Genomic DNA, 19,496 nt, shown 5'->3' with positions numbered 1-19,496 from the left:
CTAAACAAAAGCTCTCCTGTGCTTTTGTTTGCCGACCTTTACGTGGCGAACAAATACGCTTCCACGTCCATTCCGGCGTCGCGCATCTGTGCCAGTTTGTAGCGCAAGGTGCGCGGGCTGATGCCCAGTCGCTCGGCGGCTTCTTTGCGGCGGCCGCGCTCGGCGCGCAAGGTGTCGATGATCATTTGGAACTCACGGCGCCGCAGGTCATCGCCGAGGGCGCCCGCCGATTCGGCTTCGACGTCCACAACGCGTGCGGGCGTCGGCGCCAACGCTGGCAATGGCGCACACGCCACAGGCCCGGCCAGACAAAAATCCTGCGGCTGGATCAAACCGCCCTGCTGCAGAATCAAGGCCCGCTGGATCGCGTTATCCAGTTCACGCACGTTGCCCGGCCACGGATAGCCGATCAGGCACGCTTGCGCCTCGGGCGAAAGCTTCGCCGCGGCGTGCTTCATTTTATTGACGTGTTTGGCCAGCAGGCGCTCGGCCAGCGGCAGGATGTCGGCGGTGCGCTCGCGCAGTGGGCGCCACGCCAGCGGGAACACCGACAGACGATAGTAGAGGTCTTCGCGAAAACGCCCCGCCGCCACTTCACCGGCCAGATCGCGGTTGGTGGTAGCGACCACTCGAATATCCAGCGCGATCGGCTTGCGCGCGCCGACTCGCTCGACTTCACGCTCCTGCAGTACGCGCAGTAACTTGGCCTGCAGGCCGAGGGGCATTTCGGAAATTTCATCGAGCAGGATCGTCCCGCCATCGGCCTGCTCGAACTTGCCGGCCTGCGCCGCGATGGCGCCGGTGAACGAACCCTTCTCGTGACCGAACAAAGTGGCTTCAAGCATGTTGTCCGGGATCGCTGCGCAGTTGATCGCAATGAACGGCTGACTGGCGCGATGGGAGTGCTGATGGATGTAACGCGCCAGCACTTCCTTGCCGGTCCCGGACTCACCGGAGATCAACACCGTGGAGTCACTGCGCGCTACGCGCGCGGCCAACTCCAGCAATTGCGCACTGGCCGGTTCGAACGCCACAGGCCCCTCGCTCTCGGTCGCGCCGAGATTGCCCAAGGCGTGACGCGCCACCAGATCAAGCAAGGCTTTGGGCTCGAACGGCTTGACCAGATAGTCCGCCGCTCCCTGACGCATGGCGTCGACCGCTCGCTCGACCGCACCGTGAGCAGTCATCAGCAACACCGGCAGTTGCGGCTGACGAGCACGCAACAATCCAAGTAATCGATGACCGTCCATGCCCGGCATGTTGACGTCGCTGACCACCAGGTTAAAGGCCTCGGCGCCAACCGCAGCCAGCGCCTCTTCCGCCGAACCGACAGCGGTGTAATCGTGTCCGGCAAGCACCAGCGTATCGGCCAATGCTTCCCGTAGCGCGCGATCATCCTCGACCAGTAAAACCTTGATGGTCATGTCCTTCACTTCACTCCCTGAGCGCTGGGCCGCTCACCAGTAAAAAGCGGCAGGACCACCTGCGCGCAAGTGCCGCGACCCGGCCGCGAGCGCAACAGCAATTCTCCCTGATGAGCACGGGCCACCGCCTTGACCACGGTCAGGCCCAGGCCGGTGCCGGTGGTTTTGGTGGTGAAAAACGGCTCACCCAAACGGGCCAGCACTCCTTTGTCGATACCGCTGCCGCTGTCGCTGACGCACAGGCGCAGGCTGCTGCCGCGGGTATACAGGTGAACCTTCAAACGGACATTACCGGCGCTGGCCTGAATGGCGTTCTCGATCAGATTGAGGATCGCCCCGACCAGCGTGTCGCGATTGCACAGCAACTCACCGGCATGACTGTCGCACTGCCAGCGAATCGGCAGATCCTGAACATGGGTCAATGCGGCCGCTTGCAGCGATTGCATCAGCATTTTGGGAGTCACGCGATCGGTCAATGGCAGCTCGCCGCGAGCGAACACCAGCATGTCGCGCACCTGGTGCTCCAACTCATGCAGACGCTCTTTCAGGCGACCGGCGAAACGCTGCTGCGTGGCGACCGGCAATTCCTGCTCAGTCAAATGACTGGCGTAGAGCAACGCGGCGGACAATGGCGTACGAATCTGATGAGCCAACGATGCGACCATACGCCCCAGAGACGACAGGCGCTCATGGCGGGCCAATTGATCTTGCAGATGACGGGTTTCAGTCAGGTCGTTGAGCAACACCAACTGACCGGGTTCGGCATCCAGCGAGCGGGTAGCGATCGACAGGCGCCGACCGTCCTTGAGGGAGATTTCGTGACCGTCGTCTTCGCGCGGCGCAAAGCATCGCGCAATGACATGGCGCCACAGCTCGCCCTCAAGGGGCAAGCCGAGCAGCTCGCACGCGGCGGGATTGGCTTCACGCACGATGCCTTGGGCGTCAATGACGATGACGCCGCCGGGTAATAGATCGAGGAGGTTTTGCAGACGGTTGGCCAGACGCTCTTTTTCCGCCAGTTCCTGCATGCGCTGGGCGCTGACCACCGCCAGCTCACCCTTGAGCTCGGTGACCCGGGCTTCGAGCATGCTGTAGGAATCGGTCAATTGGCTCGACATCTGGCTGAACAGCGCAAACGCCTGCTCAAGGCCAAGCCGGCTTGCCTGCTCTACGGACGACGGTTGCCCCGAAACATCAGGGACAGGAGACATCTGGGCGGCTTGGGGCATTGTGCTCTCTCGCGTGGTTGACCGTCAGTTAAACGGAACGTTGCGAGGGATGTAGCAATACCCGTGCCTAAAAAAAAACGCCTATAAATGAAGGAGTTGAAAAACAGGCGTCAATCATCCGCCTGTTCATCACCATCGCGACGGCTCATGCCGTACTTGCGCATCTTCTCCACCAGGGTCGTGCGACGAATACGCAGCCGTTCGGCCGCCCGCGCCACAATGCCATTGGCGTCATCCAGCGCCTGCTGAATCAGCCCTTGCTCCAGACCGCCGAGGTAGTCCTTCAGGTCCAGGCCTTCCGGCGGCAACAGCGCATTGGCGGTGAAGTCCGGGGTATGACCGTTGATGGCCACCCGCTCTTCAAGGTCGCTGCGCAAGCTGTCGACCATCTGCTCGTCTTCATCATCGACGTAGCGGAATTTCTTCGGCAACTCGACCACGCCGATCACCCCGTACGGGTGCATGATCGCCATGCGCTCCACCAGGTTGGCCAGCTCGCGAACGTTGCCCGGCCAGCCGTGACGACACAGCGACATGATCGCCGCCGAGTTGAAACGGATCGAACCGCGCTTCTCGTGCTCCATGCGCGAGATCAACTCGTTCATCAGCAACGGGATGTCTTCGACGCGCTCGCGCAGCGGCGCCATCTCGATCGGGAACACGTTCAGGCGATAGTAGAGGTCTTCGCGGAAAGTGCCGATCTCGATCATGCTTTCGAGATTCTTGTGGGTCGCCGCGATGATCCGCACATCGACGCTTTGGGTCTTGTTGCTGCCCACACGCTCAAAGGTGCGCTCCTGCAAGACGCGCAACAGTTTGACCTGCATCGGCAGCGGCATGTCGCCGATTTCGTCGAGGAACAGCGTACCGCCGTTGGCCAGTTCGAAACGCCCGGCGCGGCTGGTGATTGCCCCGGTGAAAGCGCCCTTCTCGTGACCGAACAATTCGCTTTCCAGCAACTCGGCCGGGATCGCCCCACAGTTGACCGGAACGAACGGCGCCTCACGACGCTTGGAGTGGTAGTGCAGATTGCGCGCGACCACTTCCTTGCCGGTGCCGGACTCACCAAGGATCAGCACGCTGGCGTCGGTGTCGGCAACTTGCTGCATCATCTGACGGACGTGTTGAATCGCCCGGCTGGTGCCGACAAGGCTGCGGAACAGGTTGGGTTCACGGTGACGACCGCGCTCACGGGCCTGGTCATACATCTCGCGATAGACCTGGGCACGGTGCAGCGAATCGAGCAATTTGCTGTAGCTAGGTGGCATTTCGAGGGTCGAAAGCACTCGGCGACGCTGGTCTTCCGGCAAGTCAATGGAAGAATTATCACCCATTAACAAAACTGGAAGGAACTCATCCCAGGTTGAGAGTGTCTTTAACAAGCCCAAAAGTGCACCAGGAGCATTTACCGTCCCGATGAGGACACAGATTACTTCACGACTTGATGACAAAGAGCCGACCGCCTGCTGCCAGTCATGGCTGCCGCAGGGTAAATTTTCTTCGCCAAGAAAATTTAAAATCACCGCCAAATCGCGGCGGCGGACGCTATCGTCATCAATCAGCAGAATTTTGGTTTCACGCCACATGCAATAGCAACTTCCCTAGTCAACTCAATGCCCAAAATGAGGGGCAAGCTAGACGCTTGCAGACACGTTGTGCCTGTAGACGCCTGAAATCTGTAACCAGCCACTAGTTAAGTCAAAAAACCGTGCACAGTCAAATTTATGGCGCACTATGTTTGGATTAACTGAGGGTTAACTAACCAAACAGATGGTAAACCTTTGCCGCGCTCTGTGCTTGGTGGATCTGCGACATCTCGTCGACTATCGCTTGGCGCTCCCCTGTCGCCGCTGCCAGAAGCTGTTTATACACCCCCAGCAACTCCTCAAGGTTGTCGCGCAACGCGATCTCGTCCACCGAAGCTTCACTCAAGACGTCTTCCATGCAGGAACGGCAAGCCAGGTCCAATTCACCGATGGCTTCCCAGTTACGCTCAGCCAATGCCTCGACCAGCGCGTCCCGGGTATGTTCGATTCGCTGCAACACAAGACTCATGGTGATCTCCTTAAAACTGCGGACCCGGCGCGGCAATGGCATCCCAACCGTCTTTCACCGTACGAAGCAAATCGGCAACTTCGTCGAGGATTTTTGGATCGGTCTTGAGGTTGGCTTCTGCCAGACGCTTCATCATGTAGGTATACAGGTTATCCAGCTCACCTACCGATTCGGCCTGATTTTCCAGATCCAGACCCTCACGCAGACCACCGATGATGCCGATGGCCTTGCCGATCAGAACACCTTTATTCGGTACATCCTTACGCTCCATCGCGCCTTTGGCCTGAGCGATACGATCCAGGCCACCTTCCATCAGCATCTGCACCAAGCGATGCGGGCTGGCTTCGGAAGTTTGCGCCTGAGCGCCAATCTTCTGGTATTGGCGAAGGGCTAACATTGGATTCATGTTGTACCTCATCAGAAATCTGTGGTTCGTATAACCAGTGTATCGACGACGCGTCAAAAAACTTTAGATTCAAAAACAAAAAGCCCGGAGCGTATAAACGCTGCCGGGCTTTTGGCACTATGAGTGTTACGAGTTCTTCTGCTGCGCGGTCATGGCTTCGAACATCGACGTGATGTTACTGGCTGTCGCTTTCAGCTTGCCGACAAGCGTATCCATGTCATTGTACTTTTTGGTCAGTACCGAGGTCAGGGTCTCTATTCGGCGATCCAGGGCGTCCTGGTCATTGCTCAACTTGGTCTTTGTCTTGTTCAGACTTGTTGTGCGCTGATCCAGAACACCGCCAGTATCGGTGAACGGTGCGATAGCCTTCGTCATGCGCGCCAGCAGACCATTGTCGCTGCCAGCGTCACCGACAAACATCTTCTGGACTTCACCGCCCAGCTTCTTGTCATTCATGGCGCTGGTGAACTTGGTGCTGTCAAAGTTGAGGGCACCGGTTTTTTGATCGGTGGTAATACCCAGCTGCGCCAGAACAGTCAGTTTGTCACCCGCTCCGGTTTCCGCCAGCGGACTGCGTATGGACGAGAGAATCGAACGCGGCAACGCGTCGCCGGTCAATGCAGCCGAAACGGTCGGCTTGCCATTATCGTCGAGCGAAGGCTTGGTCAATGCCGTGATGCCGTTGGCCAGAGCGTTGTAAGCATCGACGAACTTCTGGATCGAAGCTTTCAGACCATCGTTGTTGCTGGCCACAGTAACGGTCGAAGTACCGGTCGCCACCAAGTTTAAGGTTAGCCCGGAAACAGCCTTGTCTACTGTATTGCTCTTGCTGGTCAGCGCCATACCATCGATGGAGAAGTTAGCATCAATGGCCACAGCACCGATCGAACCGGCCGAGGTGGCGGTCATTGCCGGGCCGCCGCTGGCGCCAACGACATTGCTGCCGTCGATAGTCAGCTCCGAAATGCCGCTGACGGAAATGTCAGAGCCCGCACCGGTCGTGGTCGAGCCAAGTACCAGACGCGAACCGAAGGAGTCGGTGACGATGTTGGCGCTGATACCTGCGCTCTTGAGCGAGGTATCCGCGTTGATCGAATCGCGAACCGATTGCAGCGTCGCACCGGCCTTGACGTCGAGGTTGTAAGTGCTGGTGCCCTGCGTGATGCTCAACGTACCCGCAGTGATCGGGCTGGTCGTACCGCCGGCGAACGCCGCGCTGGTGACTTTCGAAGACGTGGCCAGATTATCCACTTTCACGACGTAATTGCCGTTTACCGCCGAGTTGCTGGCAGTGACGCCGACGATCTTCACATCCGAGGAAGTGGCCGCAAAACCCGGAAATTGCGGGGTGGTCGTGCTGCCCAGGTCCTTCATGGTCTGATTGAAAGCAGCCATCAACGACTTCAAGGTACCAATGCCGGAAATGCTCGCGGTGTTGGTCGCAGTCCCACGGTCGATCTGACCTTGCTTGGCGGCTTTGTCAGCGTTTACCAAGGCTTTGACGATAGAACCGGTATCAAGGCCAGAGCCTAAACCCGTGCCCGGTAGAATTGGACTTGCCATGTGGAACTCCCTTCAGTGTGTCGCCGGCCTTTTGACCACTACAACGCCCAAAAGAACATAGCAACAAAATTCGTGCCAGTTGTCAGACTTTTGCACTGAACAACAGGCTGCTTGCATCATTCAAACTGTTCGCCAGCTTAAGGACTTCTTCGTTGGGGATTTGACGAATCACCTCACCGGAGTCACTGGCAATCACTTTGACCACAACTTTTCCTGAAGGCTCGTCAATCGAGAACTCCAGGTTACGCTTGACCGATTGAACGAACTTTTCGATTTCCTGAACGGCCATCTTCAGTTTTTCCTGCTCGGTCTGGTCTTTTTTACCTTCTTCCTTGACGGCAACCACTGGCGCAGTTTCCGCTCGAGGCTTTTCCGCAGGCTTGTCGGCAACGGTCGTCGCCTGCTGGGCCGCAGGATAAGACAAGTTCAGCTTCACGCTCATATCCATGTCCATCACCTCTTAAAGTAAAAAGCGAGAGAGCGCGACAAGCGCACCCCCCCGCCAAAACTCATCAGTTATTACTGAAGCAGTTTCAGTACAGCGGATGGCAGTTGGTTGGCCTGAGCCAGAACTGCGGTGGAAGCTTGTTGCAGAGTTTGTTGCTTGGTCAGCTGTGCAGTTTCAGCAGCAAAGTCGGTATCTTGTACGCGACCCAGTGCAGCACTGGCGTTTTCGTTGATGTTTTGCAGGTTGGAGATAGTGCTGGTCAGACGGTTCTGAGCAGCACCGAGGTCCGCACGGCTGGAGTTGATGGTCGCCAGTGCCTTGTCAATTGCGTCGATGGAAGCTTTGGAGCTTGCTTCTGCAGTGGCGCTGTCGTTACCGGTAATGGCGATAGCACCAGAGTCAACGCTCAGGGTAGCAGCGTCGAAGCCGCTAGCCAGAGTGATGGTGATCTGGTTGGTAGCGCCAGTGTTGGAACCAACCTGGAAGGTCATGGTGCCAGCGGTGCCGTCGATCAGGTTCTTGCCGTTCAGGTTGGTCGACTTGGCGATACGAGTCAGCTCGTCCGACATCGAAGCGAATTCTTTGTTCAGAGCAGTACGGTCAGCAGTGCCGTTCGAGTCGTTTCGCGACTGAACAGCCAGTTCACGCATACGCTGCAGAATGTTAGTCGATTCTTGCATCGCGCCTTCAGCGGTCTGAGCAATCGAGATGCCGTCGTTGGCGTTTTTGATCGCCATGGTCTGACCGCGGATCTGCGAAGTCATACGGGTAGCGATTTGCAGGCCAGCGGCGTCGTCTTTAGCGCTGTTGATTTTCAGGCCGGAAGACAGGCGAGTCATCGAAGTCGACAGAGCATCAGAAGCCTTGTTCAGGTTTTTCTGTACGTTCAACGATGTAACGTTAGTGTTTACTGTTAAAGCCATGACGAATTCCTCGTTGGTTGGGTACTGCGGCTTCCGGCCCTGGCAACCGCCGGGTATGGCCTAGAGAACCTTCGTAATAGTTATCGTCGGAATTGCAACTTGCTTTAGGGGATTTTGAAAAATATTTGCCATCACGTTGCCATCCCTCGTAAATCAAGGGGCTGACAGTGTTCAGGCAAGCGAAAAAATGACGTCAGGGAAATGCCGGTGACGGACTGGCGAGAACTCGCCTGCACCGGCAGAAGAGAAATTGTTTAAATGGACAGACTGTCGCGCAGCAACCAGACCAGTTCGTATTCCAGGTAGTCCGCCAGTGCCAGCCAGTTCTGCGCCTCCTGGCACTCGAACATCTGGCTGAGCAACAGCACCCACTGCTGCTGAGTAACCTGCGGCATCAGATCGAAGGACGCTTGCACCGCTGCGATCAATTCGATCATCGCCAGCCCTGCCTCTACATCACGCCCCAGGCGGAACAATGCCGCACATTGCCGGGAGTCGACGACAAAGGATTCAAGCCTGCTCATGACGCCAACTCCGGATGAAAAGCCGTTCCGGCGATCATTGCCCCTGCCCGACTGCTGTTATAGAAGCGCACTTGAGGATGCCCGGCGATAAATCGCTCCAGTTCACACAGATAGCTACGGAAATTGAGCTGGGTCTTGATGCGCTGACCATGACCATCGAGCACCCAGTGCTTGGCCGCTTTCAATTGTGGCCCCAGGTCACCATCGTTCCAGCCCGCGTGGGTCTTGTCGTTGGGGAAAGCAAAGTCAGCTCCGAACAGGGTGATCTGCGCCGCGCCCATCTTCACCGCCAGGTCTACCGCCGGATGAATCACGCTGCCGCCGACATACAGCTCGCCCCTGGGCAATTGTCGACGCAGTTGCCGGTAGATCGGGCTAGCGGAATAACCGGCGTACCGTGGCCCTTGCCAGGCAGCCAGCACCTGAGGATCAACCATGGGCATATACACCAAGCTGATATCGACCGTATCTTCGGGCGGCAGATGCCGGGCCGAGATGCGCTGGTCGATGCTGACCACCACATCGGGGCGGATCCCGTGGTTGAGCAGCGGTCGGTAGGCGGTATCGACGCAGATGAACAATGGCCGCTCAGTCTTACTGCGAATCGCACGCAAGGTCTCGAAGTGCTGCTCGAGGCTCGGACCCGTGGCAATGACGAATACCTCCTGCCCTTTGCGCGAACTGAACAACTCGGCCACATCTAGATCGGTCTGCACCAGCTCCAGACTCGCCTGCAAGCGCTCGACGATGTCCGGAGCCTGAGGGTCGAACTCGCGATTATTGAAGGCCAAGTGAGTTTCGCTAATCAAGCGGTCACGGATCTTGGCATTGAAGTCATCGGCCAGTACCAGCTCGGACGGCAAGGCAAAGAACGGCAGCTGGATTTCTTTCAGATCACCGGCATACAGCAACTCGACTCGCGAATCGTTGAGCCACTGCTGCTGATCGAGCAGTTGCAGCACTAGCGCAAACACCCCGCCGTTGAAGATGTGCACATACAAACGTTCAAGCCCCTCGCGCTGCAGTAATTCCATCTGCAGATCGCCTAGACCGGTGCCGTAGACATGCAGCACCGGACTGTCGATGGGCAGGCTGTCGGCCTGAAGCCCGGCCTCGCGGGTGCGGTCGTGGCGACTGGTCAGCTGAATGCCGTTGATGCTCAACGTCGACCCCAAACCCTCGACCAGATCGGCCTGCAACAGGCTTGCGTCTTCAGTCAGCAAGCGCGCAGATAGCAAGGGCCAGCGGCGCTGCATGACCTCGACGTTGCGCTCTAAGAACTCGCTCATGGAGCCTCGCTTTTCATTCGGGCAAAAAAATAGCGCTCAAGGTTACACCTTGAGCGCTATTTTTGTGTCTGGCTTTCTTTGACTAAGAGAGCCGAGGATCAAGGACGATAGATGATCGCCGACCCCCAAGACAAACCAACACCGAAACCGCTGAGTGCCACACGCTTCCATTTGGAATCAAGCACGTGTTTTTCCAGCAGCAACGGAATACTCGACGACACGGTATTACCGGTTTCGACCATGTCCTTGAGGAACTTCTCGGGCTCACCCTCGAAGCGTCGTGCCACGGCATCGACAATCGCCGCACTGCCCTGGTGAATGCAGAAGGCATCGATATCGTCAGCCGTCAGGCCCGAATCGCCCAGCAGCTCATGCAAATGCGCAGGGACTTTGAGCAGCGCGAAGTTGAAGACCTGACGGCCATTCATGAAGAACACGCCATCGGTGACCTTCAGGTGCGGCGCACCGGAACCGTCGGTGCCGAACTTGGCCTTGCCCAACTGCCATGGCGCGTCTTCGCCCATCCAGGTGGCGGTGGCGGCATCGCCGAACAACATGGTGGTGTTGCGATCTTCCGGGTCGACGATCTTCGAGTACGGATCGGCGGTCACCAGCAAGCCATTCTTCAGGCCTGCGGCTTCCATGAATCCCTTGATGGCGTAGATGCCATAGACATAACCGGAGCAGCCCAGGGAAATATCGAACGCCGCCACGGTCGTCGGCAGGCCCAGTTTATCCTGAACGATGGCGGCGGTGTGCGGCAGGCCTTCTTCGTCGCCGTTCTGGGTCACGACGATCAGCACGTCGATGGCTTCGCGCTTCAATTCAGGGTTGTTGGCGAACAGCGCGTTGACTGCTTCGACACACAGGTCCGAGGTTTCTTGCCCGGCGTCTTTGCGCGGCAGGAAGGCCGAACCGATCTTGCCCAGGATGAACTCTTCATCCTTTTCGAATTTTGCACCTTGTGCGTAATTGTCCACGCCGGCTACAGGAACGTAGCTCGCAATGCTCTTTATGCCAATCATTACGGCTTCCCAATAATAAACAGCCCAATACCACCGCTCGCAAGGATTCGAGGGGCGCCGACAAACAACGAAAAAACGTCGCCCCCAAGGAGGTGACAGCGGGAAGAGTAAAAGGCCATCACTGAGCCAAAAGCAGGCCAGGCGCCCTCTCCCCTATTTATACAATACAGTGAAGATGCGCGTTATGACTCGCAGGTCACGCTATTTTGCCGAATCAGCCCCACAAGCGGTTATTCGACCAATGACCAGTCCAGCGGCGTTCCGCGCTTGATGGCCTGGCGGGCACGGCGGCCCAGAAGGGTTTCAGCGTGTTTGGGGGCCAGCCCCAGGCCTGGACGGATAGCCCGCAGATTGGCGGCGGTAAAAGGCTCTCCGGCGACCATATCCTGGGTGACATACAGCGACCGGCGGTACACCAGGGACTTGCGCTCGGCTTCCGTCACGCCGTAATGCACCTGGCCCATGGCCTGCCAGGCGCGCTCGGTTTCGATCACCAGGCTGGCGAGTTCGGCCGGCTCCAGGGAAAAACTGGCGTCCACCCCGCCTGCGGCACGGTCTAGGGTGAAGTGTTTTTCCACCACCGTCGCTCCCAGCGCTACGGCGGCGACAGACACCCCGACGCCCATCGAATGATCGGACAAACCGACTTCACAGCCAAATAACTCACGCAGATGAGGGATCGTGCGCACATTGCTGTTGGCGGGCGTCGCCGGGTAAGTGCTGGTGCACTTGAGCAATACCAGGTCCTTGCAACCGGCCTCGCGGGCGGCACGCACGGTTTCGTCGAGTTCGGCGATGCTGGCCATGCCGGTGGAAATGATCAGCGGCTTGCCGGTGGCCGCGACCCGCCGGATCAACGGCAAATCGGTGTTCTCGAAACTGGCGATCTTGTAGGCCGGTACATCGAGGCTTTCGAGGAAGTCCACCGCGGTGTCATCGAACGGTGTGGAGAATGCCAGCATGCCCAGCTCTTTGGCCCGAGCGAAGATCGGCGCGTGCCACTCCCACGGCGTGTGGGCCTTCTCGTACAGCGCATACAGCGAAGAACCGGCCCACAGGCTGTTGGGGTCCTTGATGAAGAACTCGCCTTCGGACAAGTCCAGGGTCATGGTTTCGGCGGTATAGGTTTGCAGCTTCAAGGCATGCGCGCCGGCCTTGGCCGCGGCTTCGACGATGTGCAGCGCCACGTCCAGCGACTGGTTATGGTTGCCGCTCATCTCGGCAATGATGAATGGCGGCGCATCGGCACCGATCGAGCGGTTGCCGATCTTGAAACTGGTCATGTGTGATCCTTTAAAACGCGCGTGAACGCACAAGCACTCTGAGTAAAACCTGCCCCGCAAAAAACCTTCAGCGATGGCTGATTGGCCGGCAGTACCTGGGCGGTGATGGCCTCAAGTTGTGGCCAATGAGCCGTGACGAACGCTTCGCCCCGCGCCAGCAATGCCCTGCCCCAGCCCAGACCGAGTCGGCCTTCGAACAGATAAATCGAAACTTCGGCCCGAGTACCGTCAAGGTCATAGCGCAACATACCGACCGGGCCGTCATCCGCCTCGGCAATCAACAGCAGTCGCTGGGGGTTACTCAGGCTCGCAGCCAGCCAGGTCTGATGCCGTTGCCAATCGATGAGGTGAGTATCCAGCGACCAACGCCGTACAGCTTCGGCATTACGCCCCTCAAACAACAATTGCGCATCGTCCGCAGTGGCCCGACGCACCTGCAATACCGCCCCCGCCAGCGCTGCCGCCACCCGTTGCGCTCCACGGCCATCGACCAACTGCCGCGAGCGGTCGGCCAGACTTTGACGAAAAACCTGATTGCCCACGACAAAACCGATGGCCTGGCGCAACTGCTCGACGCTGACGTGCTCGCGGCTGCCCAGAAACACATGAGCGCCCGAGGTCGCCATCACCTCGCCGTTGGCCTGCTGATTATTCGAGACCGCAATGCAGATCGTCGGCAGCCCCATGGCCGCCCGCTCCCAACTGGTGCCGCCACCGGCGCCGACAAACAGGTCGGCCTCGGTCATCAGCCGGTAGAAGTCGCTGACAAAACTGTGCAGGCGCCAATTCGGACGAAACGCCGCCAGCGCCTGCATCTGCTCCCAGGCCGGGTTGTCGGCACCCGCCACGAAATCGACCTCCAGCTCATGGAGGTCCGCCAGCGCCAACATCGCGTGATGGGTCTGCATGGCCGCATCGAAACCGCCGAAGTTCACCAAAACGCGTCTGGCCCGAGGCTTGATCTCGATCGCCGGACAACAGAACTCATCGCGCAGCATCGCAAAACGTGGGCCGAGCAAGGTCTGGCAGCCGGGCGTCAACAGCGAGGCATAGGCCTCTGGGGTGCCCGACAGATTTTGATTGAGCAGTAGATCGACGCGGTACTGCCGAGTGGCCAGGTCATCCACCGCCGCGATCCGGGGTGCCCAGCGGCGGGCCGCGGTCTGCCAGTGATGATCGAGGCCATAGTGGTCGACGATGATCCAGTCGAAAGCCGGATGACTTTCCAGGGCTTGCGCCAGCGCGGAGATGTCCGCCTGCCACGGCAGCATCGACTCGATGGCCTGCTGCGGATCCTCATCGGCGTAGCGCTCCGGCAGCGCGAAGGTGTCGAAGCCCTCGCTTGCCAGGTTATCCAGTCGATGGCCCGGCAGCAGGCGACAGGCGAAAGCAACGTGCGCGCCCTGTTTGCGCAGCACCCTGGCCAGGGTCAGGCAGCGGGCAATGTGGCCACTGCCGATGGTCGGCGATGCGTCGGCGCGGATCAGCACCCTCATTGCAACTCACCCCCGGCCTTCAAGGCGGCGTAAAGGTATTCGGCGCGTTTCCAGTCCTCAAGCGTGTCGATGTCCTGCACCAGGTAGCGCGGCAGAATCACCGGCAGGCTCGCCGGCGAGAACAACGCATCACCACGCAACCAGGCCTCGCTGCGCCCCCAGTAGAACTGGCCGGCGTCTTGAAAGGCTTCGGGCAAGTCCTGGGAGCGGGTATCGCGAAACTCCGGGTAGAGCGAGGTCAAGGCGCCCTGTTCATCGAGGGTCAAGGCCCGTTGCACCGGGAAACCAAAACCGGTGACCGAAAACGCGAAAGACTTGTCCGGGTGCTGCACCAGCAACTCATACCCCTGACGCAGATAACGCGTCTGCAACAACGGTGCCGTTGCGTAGACGCAGCAGGCATGGTCGAACGGCGGCAATTGATTCAAGGCATGCACGATCACCGCCGCAGTCCCGGTGAAATCGTCAGCCAGTGCCGCAGGCCGCATGAACGGCACTTGAGCGCCATTGGCTTGTGCGACTTCGGCGATTTCTTCATCGTCGGTGCTGACGATCACCTGATCGAACAGGTCTGATTCCAGCGCCGTGCGAATCGAACGGACGATCATCGGCACACCGTCGAACGGCTTGAGGTTCTTGCGCGGGATTCGCTTGCTGCCACCACGGGCCGGAATGATCGCAACACAGCTCAATAGTCACTACTCCTCAAGGATCAGTCGTCGCAGTTGCTCGACCACATAATCCTGTTGTTCATCGCTCAGCAGAGGAAACAGCGGCAGGCTGATGGCCTCAGCGTAATAACGTTCGGCCTGGGGGAAATCCCCCTCGGCAAAACCCAGGTCGCGATAATACGGCTGCAGGTGCAGCGGAATATAGTGCAGGTTCACACCGACACCGGCCGCACGCAAGCCTTCGAACACCTGCCGATGACTGAGGTTGATCCGCTCCGTCTGCAAACGCACCACGTACAGATGCCACGCTGATTCGGCTTCAGGCTGTGCGCTGGGCAAGGTCAGCGGCAAGTACGCCAGCAACCGGTCATAACGCGCCGCCAGCTCACGTCGACGCTCGATAAAACCATCGAGCTTGTTCAGCTGTGACAGACCGAGGGCTGCTTGCAGGTCGGTGATCCGATAATTGAAGCCCAGTTCCACTTGCTGGTAGTACCAGGGGCCGTGACTGGACTCGGTCATCTGCTCCGGGTCACGGGTCATGCCGTGGCTGCGCAGGCGTTGCAAGCGCTCGACCAGTTCCGGGCGATTGGTCAACACCATGCCGCCTTCGGCACTGGTGATGATCTTCACCGGGTGGAAACTGAACACCGTCATGGCCGCGAATTCACCACAACCCACCGGGCGCCCGGCATAGGAAGCGCCGACCGCGTGGGAGGCATCCTCGATCACGGTGAAACCGTAACGCTCGGCCAGTTCGGCAATCATGCGCATATCGCAGCTTTGCCCGGAGAACGCTACCGCCACCAACACTTTCGGCAGCTTGCCATCGCGCTCGGCGATTTCAAGCTTCGCCGCCAAGGTGTAGGCGTCGAGGTTCCAGGTCAGCGGGTCGATGTCGACAAAATCAACCTCGGCGCCGCAGTAGCGACCGCAGTTGGCCGAGGCCAGAAAGGTGTTCGGCGTGGTCCACAACCAATCGCCCGGCCCCAGGCCGGCAGCGAGGCAGGCAATGTGCAACGCCGCCGTGGCATTGCACACCGCCACCGCGAAATCGGCCTGGCAACGCTCGGCCATGGCCTGTTCGAAACGCTCGATGGTCGGCCCTTGGGTCAGCCAGTCGGACTGCAACACGGCGACCACCGCATCGATGTCCGCCTGATCGAGGCTTTGCCGACCGTAGGGAATCATGCCGACAACTCCGCGTGCAGGTCAGCGATCTGGCCGACCGACAGGAAGTGCGGGTTGGTGTCGGAGCGGTACTCGAAGTCTTCGCTCACCGGCCGGCCCTGCTCCCCCAGTTTATCCACGGCAAAATCCACGTCGACACTGGTGAAGCGGATCGACGGCTGAATGGTGTAGTGATCATCGAACTCCAGGGTCATACGCGCGTCGTCCAGCGGCACCATCAGTTCATGGAGTTTTTCCCCCGGACGAATGCCGACGTGTTTGTGTGGCAAATGGTCAGCCATGCCCTGCGCCAGATCGACGATGCGAATCGACGGAATCTTCGGCACAAACACTTCACCACCGTGCATTCGGGCGAAGCTGTCGAGCACAAACTTCACGCCGTGATCGAGGGTGATCCAGAACCGCGTCATGCGCTCGTCGGTGATCGGCAGCTCTTTGGCGCCCTCGGCAATCAGTTTGCTGAAGAACGGCACCACCGAACCCCGTGAGCCGGCGACGTTGCCATAGCGCACCACGGCAAACCGGGTTTGCTGCTCGCCGGCAATGTTGTTGGCCGCCACGAACAGTTTGTCCGACAGCAGCTTGGTCGCGCCGTACAAGTTGATCGGGCTGGCAGCCTTGTCGGTGGACAGCGCGACGACTTTTTTCACGCCGTTATCGATGGCCGCGGCAATGATGTTTTCCGCGCCGTTGACGTTGGTGCGGATGCATTCGGTGGGGTTGTATTCCGCCGCCGGCACTTGCTTCAGCGCCGCGGCGTGCACCACGTAATCGATACCGCGCATGGCCTGGCGCAAACGGTCGGCGTCACGCACATCACCAATGAAGTAACGCATGCACGGCGCGTTGAACGTCTGCTGCATCTCGTACTGCTTGAGCTCATCGCGGGAAAACACCACCACCCGCTTGGGCTGGTATTGCTCCAGCAACCGGCGGATGAAATTGCGCCCGAACGAGCCGGTGCCGCCAGAGATGAAAATCGATTTACCGTTGAACATGCCTTGAGTCCTTTTACCTGTCAGCCAGGCTTATGCGAGCAACTGCGCCCAGTTGACACTGGTCGGTTCGCCGAGAGTAAAGCCCTTGCCGGTCAAGGCCAGGTTCTGGTTGTAGGCGACGTCCTGGGCGAAGCGTGCCTGCCATTTGTCTCGCAGGGCAGCGGCTGATTGTGGGTCGTCCGCCAGCACACCCGGGTGACGGATCTGCGCCTGTGGGCACCATACCGTCAGGTATCCGGCATCGGCGATTTTCAGGCACAGGTCGATATCGGCATACGCTGTGTCGAAATGCTCTTCATCCAGACAGCCAACGCCTTCGAACAGCTCCTTGCGAATCATCAGGCAGGCGCCGGACACCGCAGAGTAGTTTTGCTCGACCTGATTACCAAACAGATAGCCCTTGGTGTCTTTGCTTTCACCGACAAACACCGAACCGATCAGACCGTTGAGGCCCAAAATCAACCCGCCCTGGGTGGTGACACCACGGCCATCTACCAATTTGGCCCCGACAATCCCGACTTCCGGACGCTGGGCCTGATTGAGCAGGCTATCGAGCCAGTTGGCGCTGACCACCTCGGCTTCGGCAGAAAACAGCACCAGGTACTCGCCTTTGCCCTCACGGCTGGCGAGGTTGTACAGCGCCGAATTACTCAGCCGCTGCCCACTGCGCAATACACGAATCCGCTCGCCCTTGCCTTCCAGGCTGCTCAGCCATTCGGCCAATTCTGGCGATTGGCTGTGGTTGTCGACAATCAACACTTCATGACGTTGATAGCGAGTACGCTGCAGCAGGCTGACCAACGCTGATTGCAGCTGCTCAAGGTTGTCCTGACTGTGGAGGATGATCGACACCATCGGCCGTTCGCCATGTTGATAGTCGATCTTCCAGGTCTGTGGCAACGCCGAGCCGACCTGGGCGCGGTAGCCACGGTTGGCCAGATGACGGGTCAGCACTTGACGCTCATGGGCATTTTCCTGCGCAGGCGCTGCGTTGCAGATCAGCAGTGGCTCGGCCAGATGCGCCAGGCCTCTCAGCCCGCCGTCTTCGATCAGACGCAACAGCAAATCGAATTCCAGCGCCTCGGTGTACTCACTGGAGAAACCCTTGGCTTGAACCAACACATCGCGCTGGATCAACCAGTGCCGCGCCATTAGTGAAGGCACGGTTTGCAGTAGATCGAGGTTGACCCCGGGACGGAACACATCCGCCAGTACTCCGCTCGGCTGGCGCTGGACTTCGTCCATCGCCACCGCGCGCACGCCTTCGGCGCCGATCAGCTCGAGACTGGCACGCAGCAGACCGCTGGCGGTGAACTCGTCACCGGCTTCGGCCAGCAACAGCCAGTCGGCGGTGGACTGGGTAACCGTCTGGTTGATGCGTTCCACATAGTTGGTCGCGCTGACCTTAACGAAGTGTACGGTGTCGCGAACGCTGGTAGTGGCCGGCAAATCGCCGGTGGTGAATACCACCACCTTGAACGCCTTGCAGTGGCGGCTGACCAGACTGTCGAAGGTTGCCTGAAGCTTGACCATGTCGGCGTCCAGATCCAGCAGCAGGATACCGAATTGCGGACCACCGTTGTGGCTGGCCAGATGTTGGGAAATAGCCGGCAGCTGCGCGACATCCGGATTGCGTGCCTCCATCCAGTCAAGCAGACGCCCGGACGGCATGTTTTCGAACAGCTTGCGGTCCTCCTGCCCAGGTACGGAATTCAAGCGATCCAGCCAAGCCTGCAACTTGAGCCCTTCTTCATGCTCTTCTGTGTCCAGCAACGACTTAGTAAGGCGCTTGACCACCTCGCGGTTGAACATGTTCAGCGTCAGCGCTTCCCACAGCCGCGCGCGAAGAGTGCGCCCGCTGTCGTTGGGGTGGACGCGCATCAGTTCACGCTGTTTGAGCAGCACGCCTTCCAGCTCCTGAAGCTGCACACGACCGGCGGGCATGGCGTGCAGCAAAAACTCGAACTCGGTCAGCAGATCGAACATCGGCTTGTTGTAGAACGGCATCTCGATGAACTGCTCGGGTGCAAACGAGCGGACCGGCTCTTTCCCTGGCTCAACCCAGGCGGAACGAAAGATTGGTGTGCCTGTGAGTGAGCGACCTTCGAGCAAGCATTGAGCCATCTCGGTGAAACTGTTCAGTGCAATCTGCTTGACCACAGCCGGATCCTGACCACTGAACGGCGTCGGGATCGAGGCCAGGAATTCGGCAAATCGCTCACGGTCGGCAACAGTTTTCGCATCCTGATATATCAGCACCGTCAACACGTTGGTGTTGTGATCCGAGTTGCCGTAATTCACCTCGCGCACGGCAAAGGGAATCGGCAAGATCCGCGCCTTGGCACAGGCCAACAGATAGAACGTATGGCCGACCTCCTGCCACTCGAAACTGGTACCAGCCGGCAACTGGTTGTACCACTGCTGCAGGAGGTCGGTACGGGTCACGGCATAGAACGGGGGCAAGAACTGGCCCATGAACTCCATGACCCGTGTTTCAGGTTGCGGCGAGTTGTAGTCTTCCTGCACCCGCTTGTCGCGGCGGTAGTAGGTCACTTCGGCGGCACGGGTCAGGTACATCATCCCGTAGCCATGGCACAGGCCATAGTCAGGATTGGCATGCAGAAATTCGACCGATGCGGTCAGCGCGTCATGAATCAGGAAGTCATCGTCGGCGGCGAATACCATATAAGGTGTAGTGACCTGATTGACACCATAGGTCAGTTTGTCCTGCAGGCCTTTATAGGTGTACTGCGGCAAATGGTGATAATCGGCCGACGGGAAATCGGTCGCAATGCCCTCATCGCACTGCGCGGAAGAGTCCAGTACAAGCACCTTGGCGGGATAGCGGCTGTAGTACTGCAAGGTGCGTCGCAGGAACGCCCTGCGGTTGTGGGTGATGACCACCACCGTGAACAGCTCGTTCAGCGGTGTCACGTTGGTTTGAGTGCTGCTTTGAACCTGCATTTTCCTA

Annotated in this window: 17 protein-coding genes; all 17 read right to left on the bottom strand. The window is 59.0% G+C overall.

Going from position 1 to position 19,496, the window contains the following annotated elements:
- Nucleotides 1-38: 38 nt before the first annotated feature.
- Nucleotides 39-1,424: a sigma-54 dependent transcriptional regulator gene (locus tag J3D54_RS16400; protein WP_253420097.1), complete on the bottom strand. Its 1,386-nt coding sequence runs from the start codon at nt 1,422-1,424 to the stop codon at nt 39-41.
- 5 nt (nt 1,425-1,429) lie between these two features.
- Nucleotides 1,430-2,635, bottom strand: coding sequence for a PAS domain-containing sensor histidine kinase (locus J3D54_RS16395; RefSeq protein WP_253426643.1), 1,206 nt, complete (start codon nt 2,633-2,635; stop codon nt 1,430-1,432).
- Nucleotides 2,636-2,763: 128 nt separating this feature from the next.
- Entirely contained in the window at nt 2,764-4,239 is a 1,476-nt protein-coding gene (locus J3D54_RS16390; protein WP_007938611.1) for a sigma-54 dependent transcriptional regulator, read from the bottom strand.
- 172 nt (nt 4,240-4,411) lie between these two features.
- Entirely contained in the window at nt 4,412-4,708 is a 297-nt protein-coding gene (locus tag J3D54_RS16385) for a flagellar protein FliT (RefSeq protein WP_253420095.1), read from the bottom strand.
- Nucleotides 4,709-4,718: 10 nt separating this feature from the next.
- On the bottom strand, nt 4,719-5,114 hold the full coding sequence (gene fliS / locus J3D54_RS16380; protein WP_253420093.1) for a flagellar export chaperone FliS: 396 nt from the start codon (nt 5,112-5,114) through the stop codon (nt 4,719-4,721).
- A gap of 126 nt (nt 5,115-5,240) precedes the next feature.
- Nucleotides 5,241-6,677 (bottom strand): flagellar filament capping protein FliD, encoded by a 1,437-nt coding sequence (gene fliD, locus J3D54_RS16375; RefSeq protein WP_253420091.1) that lies wholly within the window; start codon nt 6,675-6,677, stop codon nt 5,241-5,243.
- Nucleotides 6,678-6,759: 82 nt separating this feature from the next.
- Nucleotides 6,760-7,125 carry a flagellar protein FlaG gene (locus tag J3D54_RS16370; RefSeq protein ID WP_026286326.1) on the bottom strand — a complete coding sequence of 122 codons (366 nt, stop codon included), beginning with the start codon at nt 7,123-7,125 and terminating at the stop codon, nt 6,760-6,762.
- A 71-nt stretch (nt 7,126-7,196) separates the two neighbouring features.
- On the bottom strand, nt 7,197-8,048 hold the full coding sequence (locus J3D54_RS16365) for a flagellin domain-containing protein (protein WP_253420088.1): 852 nt from the start codon (nt 8,046-8,048) through the stop codon (nt 7,197-7,199).
- Nucleotides 8,049-8,302: 254 nt separating this feature from the next.
- Complete coding sequence (locus tag J3D54_RS16360; protein WP_253420085.1) at nt 8,303-8,572, bottom strand: hypothetical protein; 270 nt, start codon at nt 8,570-8,572, stop codon at nt 8,303-8,305.
- Nucleotides 8,569-9,861 carry a motility associated factor glycosyltransferase family protein gene (locus J3D54_RS16355; RefSeq protein ID WP_253420084.1) on the bottom strand — a complete coding sequence of 431 codons (1,293 nt, stop codon included), beginning with the start codon at nt 9,859-9,861 and terminating at the stop codon, nt 8,569-8,571. Before J3D54_RS16355 ends, J3D54_RS16360 begins: the two co-directional genes overlap by 4 nt.
- Before the next feature lie 98 nt (nt 9,862-9,959).
- Nucleotides 9,960-10,886, bottom strand: coding sequence for a ketoacyl-ACP synthase III (locus J3D54_RS16350; protein WP_018925031.1), 927 nt, complete (start codon nt 10,884-10,886; stop codon nt 9,960-9,962).
- 230 nt (nt 10,887-11,116) lie between these two features.
- The gene (gene pseI, locus J3D54_RS16345; RefSeq protein WP_253420081.1) at nt 11,117-12,169 is read right to left on the bottom strand and encodes a pseudaminic acid synthase; all 1,053 of its coding nucleotides are present in this window, start codon (nt 12,167-12,169) and stop codon (nt 11,117-11,119) included.
- Nucleotides 12,166-13,665 (bottom strand): UDP-2,4-diacetamido-2,4,6-trideoxy-beta-L-altropyranose hydrolase, encoded by a 1,500-nt coding sequence (pseG, locus tag J3D54_RS16340; protein WP_253420079.1) that lies wholly within the window; start codon nt 13,663-13,665, stop codon nt 12,166-12,168. Before pseG ends, pseI begins: the two co-directional genes overlap by 4 nt.
- Nucleotides 13,662-14,357 carry a pseudaminic acid cytidylyltransferase gene (gene pseF / locus J3D54_RS16335; protein WP_253420077.1) on the bottom strand — a complete coding sequence of 232 codons (696 nt, stop codon included), beginning with the start codon at nt 14,355-14,357 and terminating at the stop codon, nt 13,662-13,664. Before pseF ends, pseG begins: the two co-directional genes overlap by 4 nt.
- Nucleotides 14,358-14,363: 6 nt before the next feature.
- On the bottom strand, nt 14,364-15,527 hold the full coding sequence (gene pseC / locus J3D54_RS16330; protein WP_253420074.1) for a UDP-4-amino-4,6-dideoxy-N-acetyl-beta-L-altrosamine transaminase: 1,164 nt from the start codon (nt 15,525-15,527) through the stop codon (nt 14,364-14,366).
- Nucleotides 15,524-16,525 carry a UDP-N-acetylglucosamine 4,6-dehydratase (inverting) gene (pseB, locus tag J3D54_RS16325; RefSeq protein ID WP_253420071.1) on the bottom strand — a complete coding sequence of 334 codons (1,002 nt, stop codon included), beginning with the start codon at nt 16,523-16,525 and terminating at the stop codon, nt 15,524-15,526. Before pseB ends, pseC begins: the two co-directional genes overlap by 4 nt.
- Before the next feature lie 30 nt (nt 16,526-16,555).
- Nucleotides 16,556-19,489: a TIGR00180 family glycosyltransferase gene (locus J3D54_RS16320; RefSeq protein WP_253420068.1), complete on the bottom strand. Its 2,934-nt coding sequence runs from the start codon at nt 19,487-19,489 to the stop codon at nt 16,556-16,558.
- Nucleotides 19,490-19,496: the final 7 nt, after the last annotated feature.

It is taken from the genome of Pseudomonas sp. GGS8, from assembly GCF_024168645.1.
Classification (GTDB): domain Bacteria; phylum Pseudomonadota; class Gammaproteobacteria; order Pseudomonadales; family Pseudomonadaceae; genus Aquipseudomonas.
This window is presented reverse-complemented; position numbering and strand designations above follow the sequence as displayed.